Source organism: Ruegeria sp. BC5, assembly GCF_056539205.1.
The window spans coordinates 1,560,332-1,584,331 of sequence record NZ_JBQFUN010000001.1 but is presented as its reverse complement, the minus strand read 5'-3'; the positions used below and the strand labels follow the sequence as shown (position 1 = coordinate 1,584,331).

24 protein-coding genes are annotated in these 24,000 nt (G+C 58.4%); 17 read left to right on the top strand and 7 right to left on the bottom strand.

Going from position 1 to position 24,000, the window contains the following annotated elements:
• Nucleotides 1-20: 20 nt before the first annotated feature.
• The gene (locus tag ACR0LY_RS07980; RefSeq protein ID WP_170347795.1) at nt 21-242 is read left to right on the top strand and encodes a YMGG-like glycine zipper-containing protein; all 222 of its coding nucleotides are present in this window, start codon (nt 21-23) and stop codon (nt 240-242) included.
• A 26-nt stretch (nt 243-268) separates the two neighbouring features.
• Nucleotides 269-616, top strand: a complete 348-nt coding sequence (locus ACR0LY_RS07975; RefSeq protein ID WP_480640723.1) for a hypothetical protein — start codon at nt 269-271, stop codon at nt 614-616.
• Nucleotides 617-660: 44 nt separating this feature from the next.
• Here ACR0LY_RS07975 and ACR0LY_RS07970 read toward each other — a convergent pair whose 3' ends face one another.
• Both ACR0LY_RS07970 and ACR0LY_RS07965 read right to left on the bottom strand, forming a co-directional pair.
• Complete coding sequence (locus ACR0LY_RS07970; protein WP_170347796.1) at nt 661-1,419, bottom strand: SDR family NAD(P)-dependent oxidoreductase; 759 nt, start codon at nt 1,417-1,419, stop codon at nt 661-663.
• A 105-nt stretch (nt 1,420-1,524) separates the two neighbouring features.
• Entirely contained in the window at nt 1,525-1,719 is a 195-nt protein-coding gene (locus ACR0LY_RS07965; protein WP_170347797.1) for a SlyX family protein, read from the bottom strand.
• Between the two features lie 126 nt (nt 1,720-1,845).
• On the opposite strand from ACR0LY_RS07965, the gene hisS reads away from it, so the two are divergent.
• The 3 genes from hisS to hisG are packed head-to-tail and all read left to right on the top strand — an operon-like array spanning nt 1,846 to nt 5,111.
• Nucleotides 1,846-3,333, top strand: coding sequence for a histidine--tRNA ligase (gene hisS, locus ACR0LY_RS07960; RefSeq protein ID WP_170347798.1), 1,488 nt, complete (start codon nt 1,846-1,848; stop codon nt 3,331-3,333).
• A 3-nt stretch (nt 3,334-3,336) separates the two neighbouring features.
• Nucleotides 3,337-4,425, top strand: coding sequence for an ATP phosphoribosyltransferase regulatory subunit (locus ACR0LY_RS07955; protein WP_170347799.1), 1,089 nt, complete (start codon nt 3,337-3,339; stop codon nt 4,423-4,425).
• A complete protein-coding gene (gene hisG, locus ACR0LY_RS07950; RefSeq protein ID WP_170347800.1) occupies nt 4,422-5,111 on the top strand; it encodes an ATP phosphoribosyltransferase in 690 nt (229 codons plus the stop codon). Before ACR0LY_RS07955 ends, hisG begins: the two co-directional genes overlap by 4 nt.
• Here hisG and ACR0LY_RS07945 read toward each other — a convergent pair whose 3' ends face one another.
• Nucleotides 5,112-5,543: a DUF1489 family protein gene (locus ACR0LY_RS07945; RefSeq protein WP_170347801.1), complete on the bottom strand. Its 432-nt coding sequence runs from the start codon at nt 5,541-5,543 to the stop codon at nt 5,112-5,114.
• Nucleotides 5,544-5,672: 129 nt separating this feature from the next.
• Between ACR0LY_RS07945 and ACR0LY_RS07940 the strand changes: the two genes are divergently transcribed.
• From ACR0LY_RS07940 to rpsD, 3 genes are all read left to right on the top strand, one after another.
• Complete coding sequence (locus ACR0LY_RS07940; protein WP_170347802.1) at nt 5,673-7,955, top strand: adenosylcobalamin-dependent ribonucleoside-diphosphate reductase; 2,283 nt, start codon at nt 5,673-5,675, stop codon at nt 7,953-7,955.
• 330 nt (nt 7,956-8,285) lie between these two features.
• Nucleotides 8,286-8,648, top strand: coding sequence for a hypothetical protein (locus ACR0LY_RS07935; protein ID WP_480640720.1), 363 nt, complete (start codon nt 8,286-8,288; stop codon nt 8,646-8,648).
• Nucleotides 8,649-8,851: 203 nt separating this feature from the next.
• Nucleotides 8,852-9,472, top strand: coding sequence for a 30S ribosomal protein S4 (gene rpsD / locus ACR0LY_RS07930; protein ID WP_170347804.1), 621 nt, complete (start codon nt 8,852-8,854; stop codon nt 9,470-9,472).
• 124 nt (nt 9,473-9,596) lie between these two features.
• Here rpsD and ACR0LY_RS07925 read toward each other — a convergent pair whose 3' ends face one another.
• On the bottom strand, nt 9,597-10,058 hold the full coding sequence (locus ACR0LY_RS07925; protein ID WP_170347805.1) for an Lrp/AsnC family transcriptional regulator: 462 nt from the start codon (nt 10,056-10,058) through the stop codon (nt 9,597-9,599).
• A 102-nt stretch (nt 10,059-10,160) separates the two neighbouring features.
• Here ACR0LY_RS07925 and ACR0LY_RS07920 point away from each other — a divergent pair, with 102 nt between their 5' ends.
• The 4 genes from ACR0LY_RS07920 (at nt 10,161) to ACR0LY_RS07905 (ending at nt 14,471) form a co-directional block, all read left to right on the top strand.
• The gene (locus ACR0LY_RS07920; RefSeq protein ID WP_170347806.1) at nt 10,161-11,576 is read left to right on the top strand and encodes an aminotransferase class V-fold PLP-dependent enzyme; all 1,416 of its coding nucleotides are present in this window, start codon (nt 10,161-10,163) and stop codon (nt 11,574-11,576) included.
• A gap of 65 nt (nt 11,577-11,641) precedes the next feature.
• Entirely contained in the window at nt 11,642-12,727 is a 1,086-nt protein-coding gene (gene hisC / locus ACR0LY_RS07915) for a histidinol-phosphate transaminase (RefSeq protein ID WP_170347807.1), read from the top strand.
• Nucleotides 12,724-13,644 (top strand): prephenate/arogenate dehydrogenase family protein, encoded by a 921-nt coding sequence (locus ACR0LY_RS07910; RefSeq protein ID WP_170347808.1) that lies wholly within the window; start codon nt 12,724-12,726, stop codon nt 13,642-13,644. The genes hisC and ACR0LY_RS07910 overlap by 4 nt, the downstream gene beginning before the upstream one ends.
• Nucleotides 13,641-14,471, top strand: a complete 831-nt coding sequence (locus ACR0LY_RS07905; RefSeq protein ID WP_170347809.1) for an extensin-like domain-containing protein — start codon at nt 13,641-13,643, stop codon at nt 14,469-14,471. The genes ACR0LY_RS07910 and ACR0LY_RS07905 overlap by 4 nt, the downstream gene beginning before the upstream one ends.
• Here ACR0LY_RS07905 and ACR0LY_RS07900 read toward each other — a convergent pair.
• Nucleotides 14,468-15,469 (bottom strand): DUF2125 domain-containing protein, encoded by a 1,002-nt coding sequence (locus ACR0LY_RS07900; protein WP_170347810.1) that lies wholly within the window; start codon nt 15,467-15,469, stop codon nt 14,468-14,470. The two genes, ACR0LY_RS07905 and ACR0LY_RS07900, sit on opposite strands and share 4 nt — an antisense overlap.
• Nucleotides 15,470-15,536: 67 nt before the next feature.
• On the opposite strand from ACR0LY_RS07900, the gene ACR0LY_RS07895 reads away from it, so the two are divergent.
• The 4 genes from ACR0LY_RS07895 to ACR0LY_RS07880 all read left to right on the top strand — a co-directional run bounded on the left by ACR0LY_RS07895 (nt 15,537) and on the right by ACR0LY_RS07880 (nt 19,717).
• Nucleotides 15,537-16,067 (top strand): gamma-glutamylcyclotransferase, encoded by a 531-nt coding sequence (locus tag ACR0LY_RS07895; protein WP_170347811.1) that lies wholly within the window; start codon nt 15,537-15,539, stop codon nt 16,065-16,067.
• A gap of 69 nt (nt 16,068-16,136) precedes the next feature.
• The gene (locus tag ACR0LY_RS07890) at nt 16,137-17,315 is read left to right on the top strand and encodes a biopolymer transporter ExbB (protein ID WP_170347812.1); all 1,179 of its coding nucleotides are present in this window, start codon (nt 16,137-16,139) and stop codon (nt 17,313-17,315) included.
• A gap of 3 nt (nt 17,316-17,318) precedes the next feature.
• Nucleotides 17,319-18,956 (top strand): peptidoglycan -binding protein, encoded by a 1,638-nt coding sequence (locus tag ACR0LY_RS07885; RefSeq protein WP_170347813.1) that lies wholly within the window; start codon nt 17,319-17,321, stop codon nt 18,954-18,956.
• 230 nt (nt 18,957-19,186) lie between these two features.
• Nucleotides 19,187-19,717 carry a phosphotransferase gene (locus tag ACR0LY_RS07880; RefSeq protein WP_170347814.1) on the top strand — a complete coding sequence of 177 codons (531 nt, stop codon included), beginning with the start codon at nt 19,187-19,189 and terminating at the stop codon, nt 19,715-19,717.
• A gap of 53 nt (nt 19,718-19,770) precedes the next feature.
• Here the strand turns inward: ACR0LY_RS07880 and clpA are convergent, their stop codons facing one another.
• Together clpA and gloB are read right to left on the bottom strand one after the other, a co-directional pair.
• Nucleotides 19,771-22,095, bottom strand: a complete 2,325-nt coding sequence (gene clpA / locus ACR0LY_RS07875; protein ID WP_170347815.1) for an ATP-dependent Clp protease ATP-binding subunit ClpA — start codon at nt 22,093-22,095, stop codon at nt 19,771-19,773.
• Nucleotides 22,096-22,261: 166 nt separating this feature from the next.
• Nucleotides 22,262-23,029: a hydroxyacylglutathione hydrolase gene (gene gloB, locus ACR0LY_RS07870; RefSeq protein WP_170347816.1), complete on the bottom strand. Its 768-nt coding sequence runs from the start codon at nt 23,027-23,029 to the stop codon at nt 22,262-22,264.
• Between the two features lie 61 nt (nt 23,030-23,090).
• On the opposite strand from gloB, the gene ACR0LY_RS07865 reads away from it, so the two are divergent.
• Nucleotides 23,091-23,825 carry a class I SAM-dependent methyltransferase gene (locus ACR0LY_RS07865; protein ID WP_170347817.1) on the top strand — a complete coding sequence of 245 codons (735 nt, stop codon included), beginning with the start codon at nt 23,091-23,093 and terminating at the stop codon, nt 23,823-23,825.
• The last annotated feature ends 175 nt before the right edge of the window (nt 23,826-24,000 follow it).

The following is a 24,000-nucleotide window of genomic DNA, read 5'->3' as shown; positions in this document are numbered from 1 at the left end:
TGTCACAGGAGGGCACAGCTATGGCAATTACAGCTATTGGGTTCAGAACATTTGCATTGGCAGCCGCTGCGTCACTGGCGGTGGCGTCCGGGTCGCTGGCAGATGACAAGGATGACAAGAAGAAAAAGCAAACGATCGAAGGGGCTTTGATCGGAGCGGGCGTGGGTGCGTTGATCGGCGACGGCAAGGGTGCAGCCATCGGTGGCGTGGCCGGGGCCATTATCGGACATAACTGGAAGTGATTGTGATGCGGTTTGTTAGATTCAGAATGCTTGTTTGCGCCGCGATCCTAGCGGCCCCGTGTTTGGCGACGGCCGATGAGACTGCTGAACAGATGGTCCAGGACGCATTGCCTGTGATGCACTATACCTGCGCCTCGATTGCCGAGGAGGCGGACGGGGATGAAGCCTTTGTTGTAGAGGTTGTTGGTAAGATGACGGCCCTATCGCTCTACAACCGCCAGATCAATATCGAAGATCACGCGACCACGGACGAAGAAAAGGCCCAACTGCGTGAAGCTTTCATAGCCGCACTGTCGGAAGGCTGCGCCGCGGATAAGCATGCCCTCTTGGGCGGGGTGGTCGACAATGCGGTGAAAACGACGCTGGGTCTGTGATCAACGGTTTTCCGTATCTCTGACCAGATTTCTGGATTGAGAATTCAGTCGGGTGACCGAAGTGCGGGCAGCCCGACGCCAGTGCTCTCGAACCCGCCATCGGACGCAATCACTTGGCCAGTTACATAGCTGGCCTTGTCCGAGCAAAGAAATAAGATCACCTGAGCGATCTCTTCTTCCGAACCATAACGGTTCAGCGGAATGGCGTCATGATACGCGTTGATGATTTCGGGTGTGTGAACGGCCATCGCCAGCTTGGTACGAACCGGGCCGGGACAGACGCAATTGGCTCGAATCCCGTATTCTCCCAATTCTGCGGCTTGCTGTTTGGTCAGGTGGATGACGCCAGCTTTTGAAGTGCCGTACGCAACACGTAGGGTGCTGGCCCGCAGTCCCGAGATCGAGGCGATATTGACAATAGAGCCCCGGCTTTCGCGAAGGGCTGGAATTGAAGCCTGTGAAACCAGAAACACACCGTCAAGATTGGTTTCCATGACGCGGCGCCACACCGCAAAGTCGTGTTGCTCGATTGGTCCAAATTCGGCGATACCCGCATTGTTCACCACGGCGTCAATTCGTCCAAAATTTGACATAACGGCCTGTATTGTATCGTCCACCTGATCTGGATCTGAAACATCGGCAACAATCGGCATCGTGCCATCAAGATTGCTCGCCGCCTCGGTCAATGCTTCCGCATCACGATCGACCATCGCCACGTGCCACCCGTCCTGGAGAAACAGTCTTGAGGTGGCCAGCCCAATACCGCGCGCGGCACCGGTAACCAGAGCGAGTTTTTTGACCATTAATTTTCTCCGGTTATTTGGTTGCTGTGAATGCAACCCGTTTCACCAATGAGACTGAAGAAATAGAATTTCAGCCTCTTGATAAAGGCGGTACACAAAAAGCGCTCAATAATGCGGCGGACGTTCGTCTCCGAACACAACACCACCTGATCCTTCCTGCGCCCGTTCGCCTTCGCGACGCATCAGCATCTCGACCCGGCGGGTCAGGCGGTCGATCTCGGATTGCTGGCGGGTGACAACCGTGTTTAGTTCTTCGACCGTGCGGGTCAGATGGGCGATCTGCTCTTCCAAATGCTGCATGGGAGACTCCTTCTTTGCCGGTCATAGCGACACGTGAGGCCCAAGGCCAGCGAAAGCGCGCCTTGCCCCGATGCGGACCATGGGATAGACCGCGCGCGGAACACTAAACGCCCAAGGACGCCCCACATGGCCAAGCCCAAGAAACAGCCCCGCCCCAAGGCAGTAACGCCAAAAGGGTTCCGCGACTATTTCGGCCAGGAAGTCACGCAGCGCACCGAGATGCTGCGGGCTATTGCGGACGTCTATCATCGATATGGTTTTGATGCCTTAGAGAGCAGCGCGGTTGAGACCGTTGAGGCGCTGGGCAAGTTCCTTCCCGACGTAGATCGCCCGAACGAGGGTGTGTTCGCGTGGCAGGAAGTGGACGAGAATGACAAGGGCGACTGGATGGCCCTGCGCTATGACCTGACCGCGCCACTAGCCCGTGTCTATGCGCAGCACCGCAATGATCTACCGACACCTTATCGCCGCTATGCGATGGGCCCGGTCTGGCGCAACGAAAAGCCGGGTCCGGGACGCTATCGTCAGTTTTACCAGTGTGACGCGGATACTGTGGGTACGGCCTCGATGGCGGCCGATGCCGAGATTTGCGCCATGTTGTCGGACACGCTGGAAACCGTGGGCATCCCGCGCGGCGACTACTTGGTACGGGTCAACAACCGCAAAGTTCTGAACGGCGTGCTTGAGGCGATGGGACTGGGCGAAGACGCTGCTGCCCGCGACAATGTCCTGCGCACCATCGACAAGTTCGACAAGGTGGGTGAGCAGGGCGTGCGCGAGTTGCTGACCAAAGGCCGTCTGGATGCCTCGGGGGCGTTTATCGACGGCGTGGGCCTCAGCGACGATCAGGCCGAACCAGTGATTGCTTTCCTGACTTCGAAAGCCGCAGACACCGCTGGGACATTGGCCAACCTGCGTGCTGCTGTCGGTGACAGCAAGATCGGTGCCGATGGTATTGCCGAACTGGAACAGATCGGCGCGTTGCTGGATGCGGGCGGCTACGGTGCGGATCGGATCGAGATTGACCCTTCAGTCGTGCGTGGCCTCGGTTACTATACCGGGCCGGTGTATGAGGCCGAACTGACCTTTGAGATTTTCGACGAGAAAGGCCGCAAGCGGCAGTTTGGGTCGGTCTCTGGTGGTGGTCGCTATGACGATCTGGTCAAGCGATTTACCGGGCAGGAAGTGCCTGCGACCGGTATTTCCATCGGCGTCGACCGTTTGCTGGCCGCGTTGCGCGAAAAGGGTCGGATCGCTGCGCAGGCGACAGGCCCCGTCGTTGTGACTGTCATGGACCGGGATCGGATGGCCGACTATCAGACCATGGTGGCCGAGCTGCGCAATGCTGGCATCCGGGCCGAGGTCTATCTGGGCAATCCCAAGAACTTTGGCAATCAGCTGAAATATGCGGATAAGAGGAACTCTCCGATCGCGGTGATTGAAGGCGGCGATGAAAAGGCCAATGGCATCGTACAGATCAAAGACCTGATCCTGGGTGCGAAGATCGCCGAAAGCGCCACGCTGGAGGAATGGAAAGAACGCCCAAGCCAGTTCGAAGTGCCGCGTGGCGATCTGGTCGCCAAGGTGCGCGAAATTCTGGACAGTCAGGACTGATCCATGGCCAACCGTTCCCAGATACAAGCCCGCGCCGCGATGATGCGGGTCCGGTTCGAGGCCGCTGGTGCACAGGTCGTCGACCCGCCCCTGTTGCAACCAGCCGAAACGCTGCTGGACCTCTATGGCGAAGATATCCGTGCCCGCGCCTATGTGACCTCGGATGCGCTGCGCGGCGAACAGATGCTGCGCCCAGATTTCACGCTGCCAGTCGTGCAGATGCACATGAGCGATGGGGCTGAACCCGCGCGCTATACTTATTCCGGTGAGGTGTTCCGCCGTCAGGAGCACGACCCGGATCGGTCAAACGAATACATTCAGGTGGGGTACGAGGTCTTTGACCGCGATGATCCCTCGGGCGCAGATGCCGAGGTTTTTTCGCTGTTCGCCCTTCAGCTGCGCGGGCTGCCGTTGCGTGCGGCGACCGGCGATATTGGTATCCTGATGGCTGCGGTTCAGGGCCTGCGCACCACGGATCGCCGCAAGGCCGCCCTGATGCGGCACCTGTGGCATCCGCGTCGTTTCCGCAATCTGCTGGATCGGTTTGCAGGGCGCAAGCCGGTGCCAGAAGGCCGTGATGCCTTGCTGGATTCCCAGGACCCGCTGGCCATTGATGTGCCGATGATCGGCAAACGCCGCGCAAGCGAGATTGAGGCGCGGATCGAAGCCTTGCGCGAAGACCGCGACATCCCGCCGATTTCCGACAGCGAACTAGGCGGGTTGGAAACTTTGCTCAACGTGCGCGAAACCATGCCTTTTGCGTTAGAGCAACTGCGCGATGTGGCGGTAGACCTGCCGCAGATTACCCCGGCGCTGGACCGTCTTGAGACACGCGTGGCCGCATTGCAGGCGCGTGGTGTCGATGTCGAGAGGCTAGACTTCGAAGCTGCCTATGGCCGTACTTCCATGGAATATTACGACGGGTTCGTCTTTGGCTTCTATGCTGAGGGACGCCCGGACCTGCCTCCGGTTGCCACGGGCGGGCGGTATGATGCGCTGACCCGGCAATTGGGCAATGGTGCTGAAATCCCTGCTGTGGGTGGCGTGCTGCGCCCTGACCTGATCCTGGAAATCGAGGAGGGCGCGCAATGAGCCTGAAACTGGGCGTGCCCTCGAAGGGCCGGTTGATGGAGAAAACCTTCTCGTGGTTTGAAAAGCGCGGCATTACCCTGTCGCGCAGTGGTTCGGACCGGGAATATGCCGGCAAGGTCGAAGGGATTGAGGGCGTATCGCTGATTCTGCTGTCTGCAGGGGAAATTCCGCGCGAACTGGCGGCTGGGCGCATTCATCTGGGCGTGACCGGTATTGATCTGGTGCAGGAAAAGCTGCCGCGCTGGGAACAGCAGGTGGAAGAGGTGTCACAGCTGGGCTTCGGTAAGGCTGACCTGATCATTGCGACACCGGCCTGCTGGGTGGATGTCGACACGCTGGATGATCTGGACGCCGCTGCGGCGGCCTTTCGCAAGACCCACGGTCACCGCTTGAGGATTGCCACAAAGTACCACCGGCTGGTGCGCGAGTTTCTGACCGATGCGGGCGTCGCCGATTACACCCTGGTCGACAGTCAGGGTGCGACCGAGGGCACGGTGATGAACGAAACGGCCGAGGCGATTGCGGATATCACTTCGACCGGTGAAACCCTGCGGGCAAATCACCTGAAGATTCTGTCGGACGGAGTGATCTTACGGTCGCAGGCGACGCTGTGGCGCAGCAGGGTGCCCAACTATTCAGCCGATGACAAAGCGGTTCTATCCAAGTTACTGGATCACCTGACCTGATCAAAGCACTCCGATTTCGGCCAGCGCGCGGTTCAGATCATCGGGCAGGGCGTCGTCCTGCTCGCGCCCTTGTGGCAGGTCGGCTGGGGTGTCTTCGGGTTTCAGGTAGCGCCAGCCCTGAAACGGGCGCTTCAGAGCGGTTTGCGTACGGTGCACCTCTGGATCAAGCACGATGGCGCAACGGCGGATACCGTCCTCACCGCGCACCTCATCCAGCCGCAGGATGCGCTGACGGCATTGGATTACACCCTTGATCACCCAATAAATTGACCCGCCGTTCAAAATCTCGGCCTCGCGCTTGGGCCACATGCGGGTGACATGGCGCGGGCAACCATCCTCGTACAGCGGTTTACGGCTGTCCTGCCACGCGATCAGCGTGTCTACACTTTCCGATCCGACCGAGAGTTTTATCAGGTTTACGTACTTATCCACAGCTTTCCCACAGAGTCGTCCCAAGGCCCACCTTTATATTGTAGCCTGATGACCGGCGTCATCAAGGTGTTGTGGTGGACGTGTGATTTAGGATAGTCTGGATACCTCTTTCAGTACAGGGAATCACCAATGAGCCGCTTTGCCGCCCCCATCGCCGAGCAGATCTGGGACATGAAATACCGCTTCAAACAGGCGGATGGCACACCGATCGACCAGACAGTCGAAGACAGCTGGCGGCGCATTGCCCGCGATTTGGCACGAGTGGAAAAAGATCAGGGACATTGGGAAGATAAGTTCTTTGAAGCGCTGGAAGATTTCAAGTACCTGCCCGCAGGTCGTATCACTGCGGGCGCAGGTACTGCACGGCAGGTGACCCTGTTCAACTGTTTTGTCATGGGAACCGTTCCCGACAGCATGGGCGGTATATTTGACATGCTGAAAGAGGCTGCGTTGACCATGCAGCAGGGTGGGGGGATCGGCTATGATTTCTCGACCATCCGCCCACGTGGGGCTGATGTGCATGGGGTTGCCGCCGATGCCTCGGGGCCGTTGTCGTTCATGGATGTGTGGGACGCGATGTGCCGCACCATCATGTCCGCAGGCTCGCGTCGTGGGGCGATGATGGCAACCATGCGCTGCGATCACCCGGATATCGAACAGTTCATCACAGCCAAATCCGACCCGGCCCGCCTGCGCATGTTTAATATGTCGGTGCTGGTGACCGACCCCTTCATGGAAGCCGTCAAAGCCGACGGCCCGTGGGATCTGGTCTTTGGCGACAAGGTCTATCACACCGTTCAGGCGCGCGATCTGTGGAACAAAATCATGCAGGCCACCTATGACTATGCCGAGCCGGGCGTGATCTTCATCGACCGCATCAACCAGGCCAACAACCTGAGCTATGTGGAAACCATCGCCGCCACCAACCCATGTGGTGAACAGCCCCTGCCGCCATATGGCGCGTGTCTGCTGGGCTCGATCAACCTTGCGCGATTGGTAGCTGAACCTTTCGAGGATGCAGCACACCTGGATGAGGCCGCATTGCAGGATCTGGTCGCCACCGCCGTACGCATGATGGACAATGTGGTCGACGCGTCGAAATTCCCGCTGCCGGAGCAGGCGGCAGAAGCGCAAGCCAAACGCCGTATCGGGCTGGGTGTGACAGGTCTGGCCGATGCATTGTTGATGAAGGGCCTGCGTTATGGCTCGGACGAGGCGGCGCGTCAGACCGAGCGCTGGCTGCACGCGATCGCCCGCGCCGCGTATCTGGCGTCGGTCGACTTGGCGAAGGAAAAAGGGGCGTTCCCCTTGTTCGATGCCGAGAAATTCCTGGCCAGCGGCACAATGCAGCAAATGGACGAGGATGTGCGCGATGCGATCCGTGAACATGGCATCCGCAATGCATTGCTGACCTCGATTGCGCCCACAGGGACGATTTCCCTTTACGCTGGGAACGTGTCATCGGGAATCGAGCCGGTCTTTGCTTATGCCTATACGCGCAAAGTTCTGCAGAAAGACGGCTCGCGCACCGAGGAAGAGGTGGTGGACTATGCCGTGCAGATGTGGCGTGACAAGTTCGGGGACGCGGAATTGCCCGACTATTTCGTCAATGCGCAGACGCTACCACCGTCCGATCACGTCAAGATGCAGGCCGCGGCGCAGAAATGGATCGACAGTTCGATTTCCAAGACGATCAACTGCCCTGAGGACATCAGCTTTGACGCATTCAAGGATGTTTACATGCAGGCGTGGGATCAGGGGTGCAAAGGCTGCACTACCTATCGACCGAATGACGTGACCGGGTCGGTGCTGACCGTTTCGGAAAGTGCCGACACTGCGCCGGGCGAAAGCGCCGCTGCGCCGCATGAGGTCGATGGAGGCGAAGTCGTGTACATGTCCGAGCCTTTGGATCGTCCGCAGGCGTTGGAGGGGTCGACCTATAAACTGAAGTGGCCCGATAGCGAGCACGCGATCTATCTGACCATCAATGACATTGTCATCGGCGGCCGGCGTCGCCCGTTCGAGGTGTTCATCAACTCGAAGAACATGGAACACTACGCTTGGACGCTGGCGCTAACCCGGATGATCTCGGCCGTGTTCCGGCGGGGCGGGGATGTGTCCTTTGTGGTCGAAGAGTTGAAGGCTGTGTTTGACCCGCGCGGCGGAGCCTGGGTTCAGGGCAAATACATCCCGTCGATCCTGGCCGCGATTGGTGGCGTGATCGAGCAGCACCTGATCAATATCGGCTTTCTTGAAGGGGAAGGCATGGGGCTGAAATCCGACCCTCAGGCGCAGGTGGTCAATATGGATGCGCCACGCGGCAAAGCCTGTCCGTCCTGTGGTCAATTCGATATGGTGATGATCGAAGGTTGCATGACCTGCCGCAGTTGCGGGCATTCCAAGTGTGGCTGAGTTGGAAATCATAAATCAACAAAAGTTGATCGATTCTGGCGGGAAAATACCCCTCCGGAAGTCAATAGTTGAATCTCAAAGGCCACAATTTCGTTAACAATACATTAACGTCTCTTTTCCGCCTTAATTTACGTTGATAAGGGTAGCCCAGTACGCAGTGATGGGTTTAAGGGTACAGGCGGTAATATGAGAACCGGACAAAGCGGTCGTATAGCCATTTTTTGGAGGCAGACGGAAATCGATGGACTTGAGGCAGCGCCCTTGTCCTTTTTGAGCGTCGGAGCTGCCTGGTCGTGGCGCGGACAGGCACGATTTTTGAAGAATTCCTCTGTGCAGATGCTGGAAGGAGCCGAAGACATTGGTTCCGACTTAGCGACGCTGAGCCATTGCGCGCATGTTCAAAACCTTTCAGAGGAAGCGAGTGGCCTGCTTGTGTTGACCAACGGTGCGCAAACTTTCACAGCGGCGTTGTTCCCAGTTGCTGGCGAATCAGCCCCGATGCTGGTCTTCGAAGGGGATTGCCCGGAGCGGGATCAGGATTTCTGGATTAGTGAAGTCGCCGAATCTGCGGGCCAGGGGAACGAAGCAACCGGGATGGATGAGACTGTCATAGCGTTCCCATCCCGATCCACTCCGGTCCTGGATGATCAAGATCAGCAGAGGGCGGTTTCTGTCGGACGCAGAGCTGACTGACCCGCAGGTAAACCTCGATTTCAATGGAAATTCCAATGTTGCATGGCATGGTGTGTTGACTCTGCCAGTTTCGCGGATATAAGCGCGGCTTCATTGGTGTTGGTGGCCCCCGCGAGGGGATGCCTGTCATGGGGGAAACCTCAAGAGGACAACGCCCTTCATAGTGGTCCGTCTGGACCTCGACCTTAAGAAGGAGATCAGCCGTGACCAAACGCACGTCTGCCAAGCACAAAATCGACCGCCGGATGGGCGAAAACATCTGGGGTCGTCCGAAATCCCCGGTCAACCGCCGCGAATACGGCCCCGGCCAGCACGGTCAGCGCCGCAAGGGTAAACTGTCGGACTTCGGTCTGCAGCTGCGTGCCAAGCAGAAGCTGAAAGGTTACTATGGCGACCTGACCGAGAAACAGTTCCGCCGCATCTACGCAGAAGCCGTCCGTGTGAACGGTGATACTGGTGAAAACCTGATCGGTCTGCTGGAGCGCCGTCTGGACGCTGTTGTTTACCGCGCCAAGTTCGTGCCGACCGTGTTTGCCGCACGTCAGTTCGTGAACCACGGACACGTCAAAGTGAACGGCAAGCGGGTCAACATCCCCAGCTACCGCGTCAAAGAAGGCGACGTAATCGAAGTACGTGACAAGTCCAAGCAGCTGGCTGTTGTTCTGGAAGCCGTTGCTTTGGCCGAGCGTGATGTGCCTGACTACATCGACGCGGACCACTCGAAAATGACCGCGACTTTCGTGCGCGCACCGGGTCTGGGCGATGTGCCGTACCCGGTCATGATGGAGCCGAACCTGGTCGTCGAATTCTACGCGAAGAACTAATCTTCGCCGAGACGCAAAATTTAAAGGGCCGCGCTTTCAGCGCGGTCTTTTTTGTTTGTAGGGGCTCTGCCCCCAGTCGATGCGCGACTCCCCCGAGATATTTTTGGCCAGATGAAAAAGCGGATCAGATCGGCAAGGGGCGACCTTCGGCGATTGCTTCCATCGCGAAATACGAGGTCACGCTGTCCAGTTCGACCTTTTCGATCAGGCGTTGATAGACCTTGTCATATGACGCCATGTCCTCGGTCACGACCTTCAATTGATAGTCATAGTCGCCACCAATCCGGTGGAAATCCACCACTTCGGGGATGGTCAGTACGTGGCTGCGAAATGCTTGCAACCAGTCGGCCGAGTGATGCCGGGTGCGCAGCATAACAAAAACCACAAGGCTTAGCCCCAGCTTCTCCCGTGCGATCCGTGCGGTTGAGCCGGTGATCACGCCATCCTCATTCAGTGCCTTCAACCGCCGCCAACAGGCGTTCTGCGACAGCCCGACCCGATCGGCCAGTTCGCGTTGGGACAAGGTCGCGTCTGTTTGCAGCTCACGCAGGATGCGTTTATCAATTTGATCTATTTTTTCCGCCATTCTTGATCATATGACACAAATTTTTAAAAATCTATCAAAAGAACGGTGAAGTTTACTCAGGAAAAAGCAATCACATTGGTAGGGCAATACGGAGACTATGCCATGACCCTGTCCAAATTTCGCGCAGACATCCTGTCCACCACTCGCAATTCAAGCCTGCGCGACGGGCTGATCGGAGAGAACGTTCTGATCTCGGGTCTACATGGGGACGTGCCGCTGGTTTATGCGGATTACGTCGCTTCGGGCCGTGCGCTGCGGCAGGTTGAGGATTTTGTCACCGAACAGGTGCTGCCTTTTTATGCCAACAGCCACACCGAGGCCTCCTATTGCGGTTCATACATGACTCGGTTGCGCCGCGAGGCGCGTGCAGAGATTGCCCGCATCGTTGGCGCGAGGGGAGAAGACGCGGTGATATTCACCGGGTCCGGCGCTACTGCGGGTCTGAACCGGCTGGTCAGCTTGTTGGGTGTGGATGCGGCTGACCAGCCGGTCGTTTTGATTGGGCCGTACGAGCATCATTCGAACATTTTGCCGTGGCGTGAAAGCAAGGCACAGGTGATCGAGATTCCTGAAGCTATTGAAGGTGGGGTTGATCTGGCGGCGCTGGAGCAGGTTCTGATCGACAATGCTGCATCGGATCTGATCATCGGGTCGTTTTCGGCTGCGTCGAATGTAACCGGAATCATTACCGACCCGGATCCGATCACCCGACTGCTCAAGGCGCATGGCGCCGTTTCGGTCTGGGATTACGCAGGCGGTGGTCCTTATCTGCCGATGGACATGGGGCCAGAGGATGCGCGCAAGGATGCTATCGTTGTGTCTCCGCATAAGTTTCCGGGCGGGCCGGGGGCGTCGGGTGTTCTGATCGTCAATCAGACCGCCGTGCGCCGCACATGCCCCAGTTGGCCCGGTGGTGGCACGGTCAGTTTTGTTTCGCCCTGGCGGCACGACTACAGCGAGGACCTGGCCACGCGCGAAGAGGCCGGAACACCCAACGTGGTCGGAGACATCCGCGCGGCGCTGGCCTTTATCGTTAAGGATGTTGTCGGCACTGATGAGATCGCCGAAAAAGAGGCGCAGTTTAACCGTATGGCGCTGGACGGGTGGGGTGATAACCCGAACCTGACCTTGCTGGGCGTCGATAACCCGCATCGCCTGCCGATCTATTCCTTCCTTGTGCGGGATAACTCTGGCCAGCCGGTTCATCAGCAACTGTTCACCCGGATGCTTAGCGATATTTATGGCATTCAGGCGCGCGGCGGCTGTGCCTGTGCGGGGCCATATGCGCACCGTCTTCTGGGGATCGACCGCGCAACCTCGGATGAATTGCACGCGGCCCTGTCCGCGGGGGAAGAGATGAAGAAACCCGGCTGGGTGCGGCTGAACTTCTCGTATTTGATGAGCGAAGAGACCGTTCAGTTCATCATCGACAGTGTTAATGACCTGTCCCACCGGACCGAAGAGTTCGTACCATTCTACAACGCTGACCCGGCAACGGCCCGCTTCAAAGCGGCGTGACGGAATTGCCGCTTTTCTCAACGCGTTGAGACGGGTATGAGAGGCTCCAATTAACGGAGCCTCTTATGACCAAGATCACCCCTCAACCCGGCATTATGGACATCGCGCTGTATCAGGGCGGCCAGTCGCATGTGGCCGGGGTCGAGCATGTGATCAAGCTCAGCTCTAACGAAAACCCGTTCGGGCCCAGCCCCAAGGCGATTGAGGCGGTGCGCGACAGTGCCGTGACCTTGCATCGTTATCCCAGCACCGACCACGCTAGCCTGCGTGCCGCGATCGGGGAACGTCACGCGCTGGACCCCGCGCGGATCATCTGCGGTGTGGGCAGTGACGAGGTGCTGCAATTCGTGGCGCAAGCCTATGCCGGGCCGGGGGATGAGGTCATTTACACCGAGCACGGGTTTTCCATGTACCCGATTATCGCCCGTATGGCCGGGGCAACGCCGGTCATGGTGGCGGAACGGGATCGTCACGTGGATGTGGACAACATCCTTGCCGCGGTTACCGAGCAAACGCGCATCGTGTTTGTCACCAATCCGGGCAATCCGACCTCGACTATGATCGGCGAGGCGGACCTTGTGCGGTTGGCCGAAGCTTTGCCGCAAAGCTGTCTGTTGGTCATTGACGGAGCCTATGCAGAATTCGTCGATGGGTTCGATGGTGGTGCGTCTTTAGTGGATCGGTTCGAAAACGTCATCATGACACGTACGTTTTCCAAGATCTACGGGCTGGGCGGGATGCGGGTCGGTTGGGGCTTTGCCGCGCAATCGATCATCGACGTGCTGAATCGTGTGCGCCAGCCGTTCAACCTGTCTCTGACCGCGTTGGCTGCGGCCGAAGCGGCGGTGAAAGACGACGACTACCTGACCTTCTGTCACGGCGAAAACGCCCGGCTGCGCGTTTGGCTTTCGGAAGAACTTGCCAAGATTGGCGTGCCTACAGACCCGTCTTGCGCCAATTTCATACTGGCCCGTTTCACCGATCAGGCCGAGGCCGAGGCCTGTGACGATTACCTCAAGACGCAGGGTTTGATCGTGCGCCGTGTGGCGGGTTACAACCTGCCCAACGCCTTGCGGATTACCGTGGGCGATGAAGAGGCATGCCGCCGTGTCGTTGCGGCCATCACCGCATTCAAAGGGGGCGCCGCATGAGCGAGGTATACGACCGCGTCGCACTGATCGGGCTGGGCCTGATTGCGTCGTCCATGTTCTGGGCCATCAAACGCGCGGGCCTTGCGGGTGAGGTCACCGGCTATGCCCGGTCCGAGGCCACACGCGATACTGCCCGTCGGATAGGCCTGTGCGACCGCGTCTGTGACACGGTGCAAGAGGCGGTTGAGGGTGCGGATTTGGTAGTGCTTTGCGTACCCGTCGGCGCAATGGGGACGGTCGCGCAAGAAATCGCACCGCTCCTGAAACCGGGCGCGACAGTGACCGATGTGGGCTCGGTCAAGCGGCACGTGATAGAGGCGGTCTCGCCCCATATTCCCGAAGGAGTGCATTTCATACCGGCGCACCCGCTGGCAGGGACTGAGCATTCCGGCCCCGAATCCGGGTTTGCCGAACTGTTCGATAATCGCTGGAGCTTGCTGGTGCCGGTTGAAGGTTCGGACCCGGACGCCATCGCCCGTTTGCGTGCGCTTTGGGAAGGAATGGGCGCGAATGTGGATGAGATGGACGCGGACCACCACGATCTGGTTCTGGCCGTGACCTCACATGCGCCGCACCTGATTGCCTATACGATGGTGGGGGTTGCAGACGATCTGCGCCGCGTCACCGATAGCGAGGTCATTAAGTATTCGGCCGCTGGTTTTCGGGACTTCACCCGCATCGCGGCGTCGGACCCGACCATGTGGCGCGATGTGTTCCTAACCAACAAAGACGCGACCCTGGAAATCCTCGGGCGCTTTACCGAGGAGCTTTTTGCGCTGCAACGTGCTATTCGCACCGGCGATGGCGAACATCTGTTTGACTATTTCACTCGTACCCGCGCGATCCGGCGTGGGATTATCGATGCGGGGCAGGATACGGATGCGCCTGATTTCGGACGGGGAAAGGCGAACCCATGAAACGCGGCTGGAGGTTCCTTGTGATTGGATATTTGGCGGTCTGCGCCACAGTGTCCAACGCGGCGCCTCCTGAACAGTCGCTCGTTCCTATGGCGCGGCCCGCAACGACCGCTGTTCTGGCTTTTGCCAGCCCGTTGCCCAATGTGAAGACACGGCCTGTATTGCGCCCTGAGTCGCCGCAGGTCTTAGCCGTGGCAGCGCGCCCCTCGGAATTGCCGTTGCTGGGGCCGGATACCTCGTTGATGCCGTATCTGCGACCCAAGGAATTGGAACAGGAGGCGTTGTTCAAGAAACGCAAACTGCGCAAAACTTCGGTCTGTGGGGATATTGCTATTCAGGGCAAGCCTGTCGGAAATGTGCCCGGTCGTATCAAGGCCTGCGGCATCAAGGATGCTGTACAAATCACCTCGGTTTCAGGTGTGGTGCTCAGCCGCCCGTCGACGATGGATTGCGGTACGGCGATGGCATTGAACAAATGGGTCGACAAAACGGTTAAACCCACCTTCAAGCGGCGCGGTCCGGTGGCCGAGCTTCAGATTGCTGCCCATTACGCTTGTCGGACCCGAAACAATCAAAAAGGGGCCAGAATTTCAGAACACGGCAAAGGCCGGGCAATCGACATCTCGGGCTTTAAGATGGCAGACGGAGAGGTCGTGACCGTTCTGAACGGCTGGCGAAAGAACCCGTCAAAACGTCAGCTGACCAAAGTCTGGCGCGGGGCGTGCGGCCCGTTTGGCACGGTTCTGGGGCCGAATGCGGACCGGTATCATCGCGATCATTTCCACCTGGATACGGCACGCCATCGTCGCGGGCCGTACTGCCGTTAACGCAAGATCAGACGCGGTGCCGGGCCCAAAGGGATTGGGCCCATGGCGACAAACCCATCGCGGAAATTCAGCTGCACGTCCAACGCATTGGGGTTGCCGCCAAGCCCGGCTAGAAAGTTCAACGTTGTTGTCACAGGGTCCACCGCCTGATCGGGCAGGGCGCCCGCTGCATTGGCCATGGCGATCATATCACGCCAATTTTCGGCCCGGATAGAGATTTCTCCGATGGGAATGCCCTGCGGGTCTACGTCCAGCTCTCCGGTTGCGAACAGGCGCAGCGCGCCCCATTGCATTTCAGCCAGGCGCAAGTCCAGCTTAACCGGTTGCGGTCTGCTTTGTTCCAGCGCGGATCGATCCCATGCCTTGTCGAAAGTGGCCGTCAGGTCCAGCTCCAGCGTTTCAAACGCTTGCGGCAGGGTAGTGGCCGAACGCATCAGTTCGCGCAGGTCATCGCCGGGGGTGAAGCCGTCTGCTTGCGCGCTGATCACATATGCCTCGGGGGTGGCGGTCTGTTCCATCACAAGGGCCAATGTGTTGCCCCCAGCCAAAGCCTCGGAATCATCGGTGATCGACCACGGCCCGGCGGTCAACGCCATCTTTTCCAACATAAGCGCCACGCCGGGTTGCAGTTGCAACTCAGCTTGCAGGTCGGCGGCCTGAATGGTCGCGGTTTGATCGAAATAAGACAGGCGCTGCGGCGTGCCGGCAAAACGCAGCACTTGTCGACCAGGCCAGATTGCCGGGCTTTGGAACTCGATCCAGTCCGCGCTCCAGGCGGTGCCATTGACCGGATCGGCCAGCGCCGGGTTATTCAGGCGCGTCATGTGGTTCAGTGGATACCCGGCAGTTTCAACGTCTGAAAAATCAGCCTGCCAGCCCTGTTCCTGCTGTTTGTCAAACCATGTGGTGATCGCGTTGCGCAGGCCGAAGCCGGCGACGAACCAATAGACGCTCCAGATTACAGCGATGAAAATGATTACCCGTATCAGACCGCGCATGGCAGTTCGCCCTTTTTCCCACCTCGGAATTGATGTTTATAGACGCAAACGGGCAAGGACCAGTGCTATGACGATGTGGGTTTTCGGATATGGATCGCTGCTGTGGAATCCGGGCTTTCCGGTGGCCCGCAGTGAACGCGCCACACTGAACGGTTACGCGCGGTCCTTTTGCATGAGCTCGATCCACCATCGCGGTACTGAAGACCATCCTGGTCTGGTTCTGGCGCTGGACGAACAGGCCGACGCCAATTGCAAGGGGCTGGCTCTGGCGGTTGAGGCAGGACACGAAGACCGCACCCTGCATGAATTGCGCGAGCGCGAGCTGATCTCGTCGGCCTATGTTGAGAAGATGCTGGACCTGCACCTGGACAGCGGCGAGGTTGTGAATGCCGTGACTTACGTGATCGACGCCGATCATGTGCAGTATTGCGGCGGTATCCCTCTGGAAGAGCAGGCCCAGATAATCGCCCATGCGGTCGGCGGGCGGGGGCCAAACACCGAATACCTCTATAACACCGCCGAACATTTGGCCGAGATCGACCTGCGCGACCCCGATCTTGAGTGGTTGGCGCAACGTGTGCGTGATATCACCGCATAAACCCTTGGCGTCACCGGTATAAGTTCGCTAGATTCAGCGCAGAGCAGGCAAAAACCGGGAACCACGCGCATGGCGCAGGCACATCAGGGCGCGAGACCTCATTTCTCGCATCCCATTCGACAGATTGTGATGATGTTGGTCGCAATAGGTCTGGCCGGGTTGGGCGTATTTATGGCCTTGCCCTATGTGATGCCGGTGATTGAAGCCAACCCATACCTGAACGGCTTTATCATCCTGGTGTTCATCATCGGTGTTTTCGCCTGTTTCTTTCAGGTGACCCAACTGATCGGCTCTGTCCGATGGATCGAGGCGTTTGTGGGCGGTGTTGTGCGCGAAGATGCACGCACACCGCAATTGCTGGCACCGTTGGCATCCCTGCTCCGCGAACGGGGCGCGCGGTCTCAGATCAGCTCAACCTCGACACGGTCCATTCTGGATTCAGTCGCAGAACGGGTCGAGGAAGAACGTGAGATCACCCGTTATATCACCAACGTCCTAATCTATCTGGGTCTTTTGGGCACGTTCTTCGGGCTGGCCACCACGGTTCCCGCCATCGTGGACACAATCCGCAGCCTTAACCCGCAGGAAGGTGAAGAGGGGCTGGCCGTATTCAACCGCCTTATGGTCGGGCTAGAATCGCAGCTGCAGGGCATGGGCGTGGCTTTCGGGTCTTCGTTGTTGGGTCTGGCTGGCTCGCTGATCGTTGGTCTGCTGGAATTGTTTGCGGGCCATGGACAGAACCGGTTCTACCGCGAGCTTGAGGAATGGTTATCCTCGATCACCCGCGTTGGCTTCGGGGCCAGCGATGAAGGTGGCGCTGAACTGGCGGTTCTGACGCCAGTATTGGATGCCATGTCCGAACAGATGAACGCGCTGCAGGATCTGTTTTCAGCGCAAGAGGCTGATCGCGCTGCGGTGTCGTCCAAACTTGGCCAGTTGGCGGATTCGATCGGCGAAATGAACGTGCGACAGTCCGATACCGAGGGCGTGACAGCTGCCCTGGAACGGGTTGCGCTTGGGCAGGACGCCCTGCTGGATCACATGCGCGAACAGGGCGCTGGTGACGGGATAGACGCCGAAAGCCGTATGCGCCTGCGCTCGATGGATGTGCAGTTGCTTCGTATTCTCGAAGAAATCTCGGCTGGCCGTCAGGAAAGCATGAGCGAGTTGCGCAAGGATATCGAATTGCTGGTCAAAGCCCTGACCTTACCCCGAGGCGCCGTGCGAACCGCTCCGGAAGGAGAGTAATCCATGGCCCTGTCCCGACGCACAGGTCAACGGTTCCAGGGTTCGGTCTGGCCCGGTTTTGTGGATGCGATCACCGGACTTTTGATGGTGCTGACGTTTGTGCTGACGATCTTCATGGTCGTGCAGTTTGTGCTGCGTGAGACTATTTCCGGGCAAGAGGACGAACTGACCGCCTTGTCGGATGAGGTTGCGGCGCTGGCCGGAGCGTTGGGGCTGGAAGAACGGGAAAACAGCCGGTTGCAAGCGCGGTTGGGTGTGTTGAACTCGACTTTGTCGCAGGTCGAGAACGAACTGGTGCAAGCGCAGATCCAACTGACCGATTTTGAGGCTCAGGTCGCGGCTCTGCTGGTCGAGCAAGAGCGCGCACAGGGTCAAATCGCCGAGTTGGTTGATGAACAGGGCGCGTTGAATCTGGCCTTGGCGCAAAGCCGCGCTGAGGTCGATGAACAGACCGAAGCCGCGCGTCTGGCTGCAGCGCAACGCGAGGCGCTGGAAGCCTTGGTTGCTGATCTGGAACAAAGCGATGCGGCGCAGTCCACGCGGATTTCTGAGCTAGAAGAACAACTGAGCACCGAAGAGGCTGCCAAGCTGGCTGAGGCCGCCGCCGCCGAAAATCTGCGCAACCGATTGCTGAACGCGGATGCTGAACTGACGGCCATGACCTTGGCGCTGGAAGCGCAGCGGAAAGAGGCTGAAGAGACCTTGACACTGTTGGCCGCTGCACAGGCTGCAAAAGCCGAATTGGAACGGCAGTTTGGGGCCTTGAACGCAGAAGAATTGCGAGCCCAGCTTGAGGCGGCTTTGGCAGCTCGAACCGAGGCTCAGGCTGAAGCGCAGGAACAACGCACATTGGCCGAAGAACGCGCGGCCTTGCTGGCCGTTGCGCGTGATTCGCTGTCGAATGAGCAGGCGATTTCGGAAAAAGCGCAGCGCGAAACGGCATTGCTCAATCAGCAAATGGCGGCACTGCGCGAACAATTGGGTGGGTTGCAGGCGTTGCTGGACGACTATCAGGAGCGCAATGCGGCCGCCGATATCCGTATCCAGACCTTGGGACAGGACTTGAATGCAGCGTTGGCGCGGGCCGCCTCGGAAGAACGTCGCCGCCGACTGCTGGAAGAGGCCGAGCGCGTTCGCCTTGAGGCCGAGGCCGAAAAGCTAGCCGCACAGGCCGAGGACCTGCAGCGTTACCGTTCTGAATTCTTCGGTCGTTTGCGCGATGTCCTAGGCGATGAAGAAGGCGTGCGGATCGAAGGAGACAGGTTCGTTTTCTCATCCGAGGTGCTGTTCGACACAGGATCAGCTACGCTGTCGCCGGTCGGGCGGCAAGAGGTCGCCAAGGTGGCCAATATCCTGCGCAGTGTAGCGGCGGAAATTCCCGAGGGTCTCAACTGGGTCATCCGTGTCGATGGCCACACGGACAACGTACCTCTGGCCGGGACGGGCCGGTATCGCGACAATTGGGAACTCAGCCAGGGCCGAGCGCTTTCGGTGGTGCGATACATGGTCGAAGCGCTGGGTATCCCGCCGAACCGGCTGGCCGCCAACGGGTTTGGTGAGTTCCAGCCTGTCAATCCCGCCGATACCCCCGAAGCCCGCGCCCAGAACCGCAGGATCGAGTTGAAATTGACTGAGCGTTAAATCGCTACAATGGGTTTTTTCAGGCAGACGAAAGTGGCTTCGATCCGCCGCAATTTTAGCTCGCACTGGGTGAAAGGCGAGTGTGATGCCCCTATATCTGCACCATAGGTTGAGCAGGTACGGATTTGAACAAATTGGCAGTTGAATTGCAAAGCGCGGTTGATGAGGCCCTGCAAGCACCTTATCGGCGTGTGGCCCGGTTTGAGACCTTAAAAGGAACCCCGTTTTGGATGAAGCGCATTGAGCGGTCTGCGCCTCTGCTTTGGCTGGTAAAGGGAACTCCGAATATGGCGTTCGACCGGGACCGGTGTTCACATCATTTCCTGTGGCACAGCGGTGTGCCAGTCCCGGCAATTGTGACCGAAGGTACGGGCTACTTTGTGCTTGAAGATGCTGGCGCCAGTCTGACTGACATCTGCAAGTCTAACTCTTTGACCGCTGGGGATAAAGAAAAGGCATGTTATGCGGCGGGGCAAGCGTTGGCACGCTTGCATTCAATCGACCTAGCCCACGGGCGCCCGGCTTTTCGGGATATGTGCTGGGACGGGCAGCAAATTCGTTTCATTGATCTCGAATACTTTGTGCAAACCAGGGCCGGGCGCATTCGCAAAGCCAGGGACGTTGGAATCGCGTTGGTGTCCGCTTTGTCTCAGAGTTTCGACGGGCTGCGTTATGCTCAAGTCTTTCTGTCGGCCTATCGGGCTTCACGGCGCCGTCGATCAGAGTATTTTCACAGCCCGCATCCACAGCGCACCAAATAAACATAAAAAAAACCCGCCATTGAAGGCGGGTTTCTTTCTGTATCACGATGCAATCAATCTGCGGTCAGCAGCGGTGGCTTGTCCCCCGGAATGCGCGGCTGATCGGGGCCGAAGATTTCCAGGTTCAACTCGCCCTTCTTGACCGAGACACGAACCACACCACCCTTGGCCAGCTTGCCGAACAGCAACTCCTCGGCCAGAGGCTTCTTGATGTGTTCCTGGATCACGCGGCCCAGAGGACGCGCACCCATCTTGTCGTCATAGCCCTTGTCGGCCAGCCATTCGGCGGCTTTGGGCGTCAGGTCGATGGTCACATTGCGATCCAGCAATTGCGCCTCAAGCTGCAGGACGAATTTCTCGACCACTTGCAGGATGACCTCTTTCGGCAGAGGTGCGAATGAGATCACGGCGTCGAGACGGTTGCGGAATTCCGGCGTGAACATACGTTCGATCGCAGCGGTATCCTCGCCCTCGCGGCGGTCACGGGCAAAGCCAATGGCGGCCTTGGCCTGTTCCTGCGCACCCGCGTTCGACGTCATGATCAGAACCACGTTGCGGAAATTCACCGTGCGGCCGTTGTGATCGGTCAGCTCACCGTGGTCCATCACCTGCAGCAGGATGTTGAACACGTCCGGGTGGGCCTTTTCGATCTCATCCAGCAGCAGCACGCAATGCGGATGCTGATCCACGCCGTCGGTCAGCAGACCACCCTGATCGAACCCGACATAACCCGGAGGGGCACCGATCAGACGGGAGACCGCGTGCTTTTCCATATATTCCGACATGTCAAAGCGCAGCAGTTCCACGCCCAACGTATCTGCCAACTGTTTGGCCACTTCGGTCTTACCCACACCGGTTGGACCAGCGAAGAGATAGTTGCCGATGGGTTTTTCTGGTTCGCGCAGACCAGCACGGGCCAGCTTGATTGCGCTGGCAAGCGCCTCGATAGCTTCGTCCTGACCAAACACCACCCGTTTCAACGAAGTTTCCAGATCTTTCAGAACCTCCGCATCGTCCTTGGTGACGTTTTTGGGCGGAATGCGCGCGATCTTGGCAACGACGGCCTCGATCTCTTTCACACCGATGGTCTTGCGTCGTTTGCTTTCTGCGACCAGATGCTGTGCGGCACCGGCCTCATCGATCACGTCGATGGCCTTATCTGGCAGTTTGCGGTCATTGATATAGCGCGCCGACAGTTCTACGGCGGTTTTGATCGCATCCGCAGTGTACTTGATCTCGTGATGCTTCTCGAAATAGGGTTTCAGACCGCGCAGGATTTTTACGCTGTCTTCAACCGAAGGTTCATTCACGTCGATCTTCTGGAACCGGCGGCTGAGCGCGCGGTCTTTTTCGAAATGTTGACGGAACTCTTTATAAGTGGTCGAGCCCATGGTGCGCAGCTTGCCGCCCTGCAGGGCAGGTTTCAGGAGGTTCGACGCATCCATCGCGCCACCCGAAGTCGCACCGGCACCGATCACGGTGTGAATCTCGTCAATAAACAGCACAGCGTCGGGGTGATCTTCCAATTCCGTCACGACTGCTTTCAGCCGTTCCTCGAAATCACCGCGATAGCGGGTGCCCGCAAGCAGCGCGCCCATATCCAGCGAATAAATGGTGGTGTTCGACAGCACATCAGGGGCTTCGCCGCCCACGATCTTGTGGGCCAGACCCTCGGCAATGGCGGTTTTGCCCACGCCCGGGTCACCCACCAGCAGCGGGTTGTTCTTGCGGCGACGGCATAGCACCTGAATGCAGCGTTCCACCTCATCGGCGCGACCGATCAGGGGGTCGACATCGCCTGCACGCGACTTGGCGTTCAGATCGATGCAATATTTCCCAAGCGCGCTTTCTTTCTGATCACCATCAGTGGTGCTGGATTGAGCCTCTTCCTCGACCTGATCCGCGCCGGAAACCGAGCGGTTTTCGCCATATGCCGGATCTTTGGCTACGCCGTGTGCGATGAAATTCACCGCGTCATAGCGCGTCATGTCCTGTTCTTGCAGGAAATAGGCTGCGTTGCTTTCGCGTTCAGCAAAGATGGCGACCAGAACGTTGGCTCCGGTCACTTCGGTGCGGCCCGAACTTTGCACGTGGATCGCGGCGCGCTGAATCACGCGCTGGAAAGCGGCGGTTGGTACGGCCTCGGACCCATCAATGTCGGTGACCAGATTAGACAGGTCTTCGTCGATGAATTCGACCAAAGTGCTGCGCAATTCTTCCAGATCGACGCTGCAGGCTTTCATGACGCGGATGGCATCGGGTTCTTCCAGCAGCGCCAGCAGCAGATGTTCCAGCGTTGCAAATTCATGTCGCCGTTCATTCGCAGCCGCAAGGGCCGCGTGGATGGCTTGTTCTAAAGTGCTCGAGAATGAAGGCACGCGGGTGCTCCTCTGTCTTGGGTCGAAAGGGGCAGGATGTGGCCCCGGTTCAACCATGTCCTCATACTAATAGAGTTTGGTTGATCGTGGCCCGGCTTCAAGGGTTTTCTTTCACTTGACAGTCACATTTCCTGTGACCGTGGCCGTGAAGAGCGCGAAATAAGCATTAGAAGCGGTCTTTTCTAGCCCTGATTTCGGCAAATACAGCCGTCGGTTCGGCGTTTTCCATACCCAGATTGGCCTGAATCGACGCATCAGTGGCACGCAAGAACGGGTTTGTGGCCTTTTCCAGCGCCAGGCTCGAGGGAACCGTAGGTTTTCCGGCGGCGCGGGCGGTGTCGATATCCGCAATGCGTTGCTGCAGTGCGGCATTGCCTGGATCGACCGAAATGGCGAATTTGGCGTTGGATTGCGTATATTCGTGGCCCGAATAGACGATTGTTTCGTCGGGCAGTGCGGCCAACTTGGAAAGAGATTGCCACATCTGCGGCGCGGTACCTTCGAACAGGCGGCCGCAGCCCAGGGCCATCAGGCTGTCTGCGGTAAAAACGGCAGCGCTTTGCGGCATGTAGAATGCAATATGACCAACCGTGTGGCCTGACACATCCAATACCTGCACCGGTTCGTCACCAATCTGGAACGAGTCGCCCTCGGCCACTTGCAGATGCAGTGGGGGCAGGCGGTGGGCGTCGGCACTGGCACCAATGACTTTGGCGTGGTGTCTTTCCAGAATACCGGTCAGCCCGTCGACGTGATCCCAATGATGATGGGTCAGCAACACGTGACTTAGCGTCCAGCCGCGGGCGTCCAGTTCTGCCAGAATCGGTCCTGCTTCGGGCGCATCAATCAGGGCGGTCTGGCCACTGGTGGCGTCATGCGCCAGAAAAGCATAATTATCGCTGAGACATGGGATGGTTACGATCTCAAGAGGCATGGCCTTTTGCCCTTTCGTTGCTAGACTGCGCCCAGCTAAGCCGATTGACCAGGTGTCCGCAATGCATCTTGATGTGCAGGATCTGAGGAATTTCTACTACCGCAGCACATTGGGCCGTGCGGCGCAGGCCGCTATTCGTGGACGGCTGACGCAGTTGTGGCCCGAAGCCAAAGGTCAGACCGTAGTAGGCTTTGGCTTCGCGGTGCCACTTTTGCGGCCATATCTGGCAGAAGCGCGTCGTGTCATCGGCTTGATGCCAGGGCCGCAGGGGGTCATGCCCTGGCCTGCCGGGATGCCCAATGTCTCTGTGCTGACCGAAGAAACACTCTGGCCCATTGAAACCGGGCACGTGGACAAATTGGTCGTGATGCACGGGTTGGAGACCTCAGGCCAGCCCAGCGAATTGCTGAACGAATGCTGGCGGGTTCTCGGACCAGGCGGGCGCGCGATTTTCATTGTGCCGAACCGGGCCGGGCTGTGGTCGCGATCAGATCGAACGCCCTTTGGATTCGGGCGCCCGTATTCGGCGTCGCAGTTGGAAAGCCAGCTCAAGGCGCATCACTTCATTCCCGAAGGCCACTGCTCGGCCCTGTATATGCCGCCTTCGTTTCGCCGGTTCTGGTTGAAATCGGGCAGTCTGATCGAAAAAACCGGTCAGCGCATGCCAACGGTGATGGCAGGGGGCGTGCTGATGGTAGAGGTCACCAAGCACATCCGCCCCCCCAGCGGCACCGTCACAAAAGATACCGAACGTCGCCCGATCAAGGCGCTAGATGGACTGTTGAAGCCAGCATAATTCTTGTGTCGATTTGGGACGTTTCAAAGCCCGAATTTGCGGGAAATAGGTCACAGGAATCGCAAAAACCTACACTTTCGTAACATTTTTCCTGCCTTCCAGCCGGATAAAAGGGTCGCACCCTTCGTAAGTAATTGAAACAAAACATTTTGTGGATAAAGTGCTTGCCGTGATA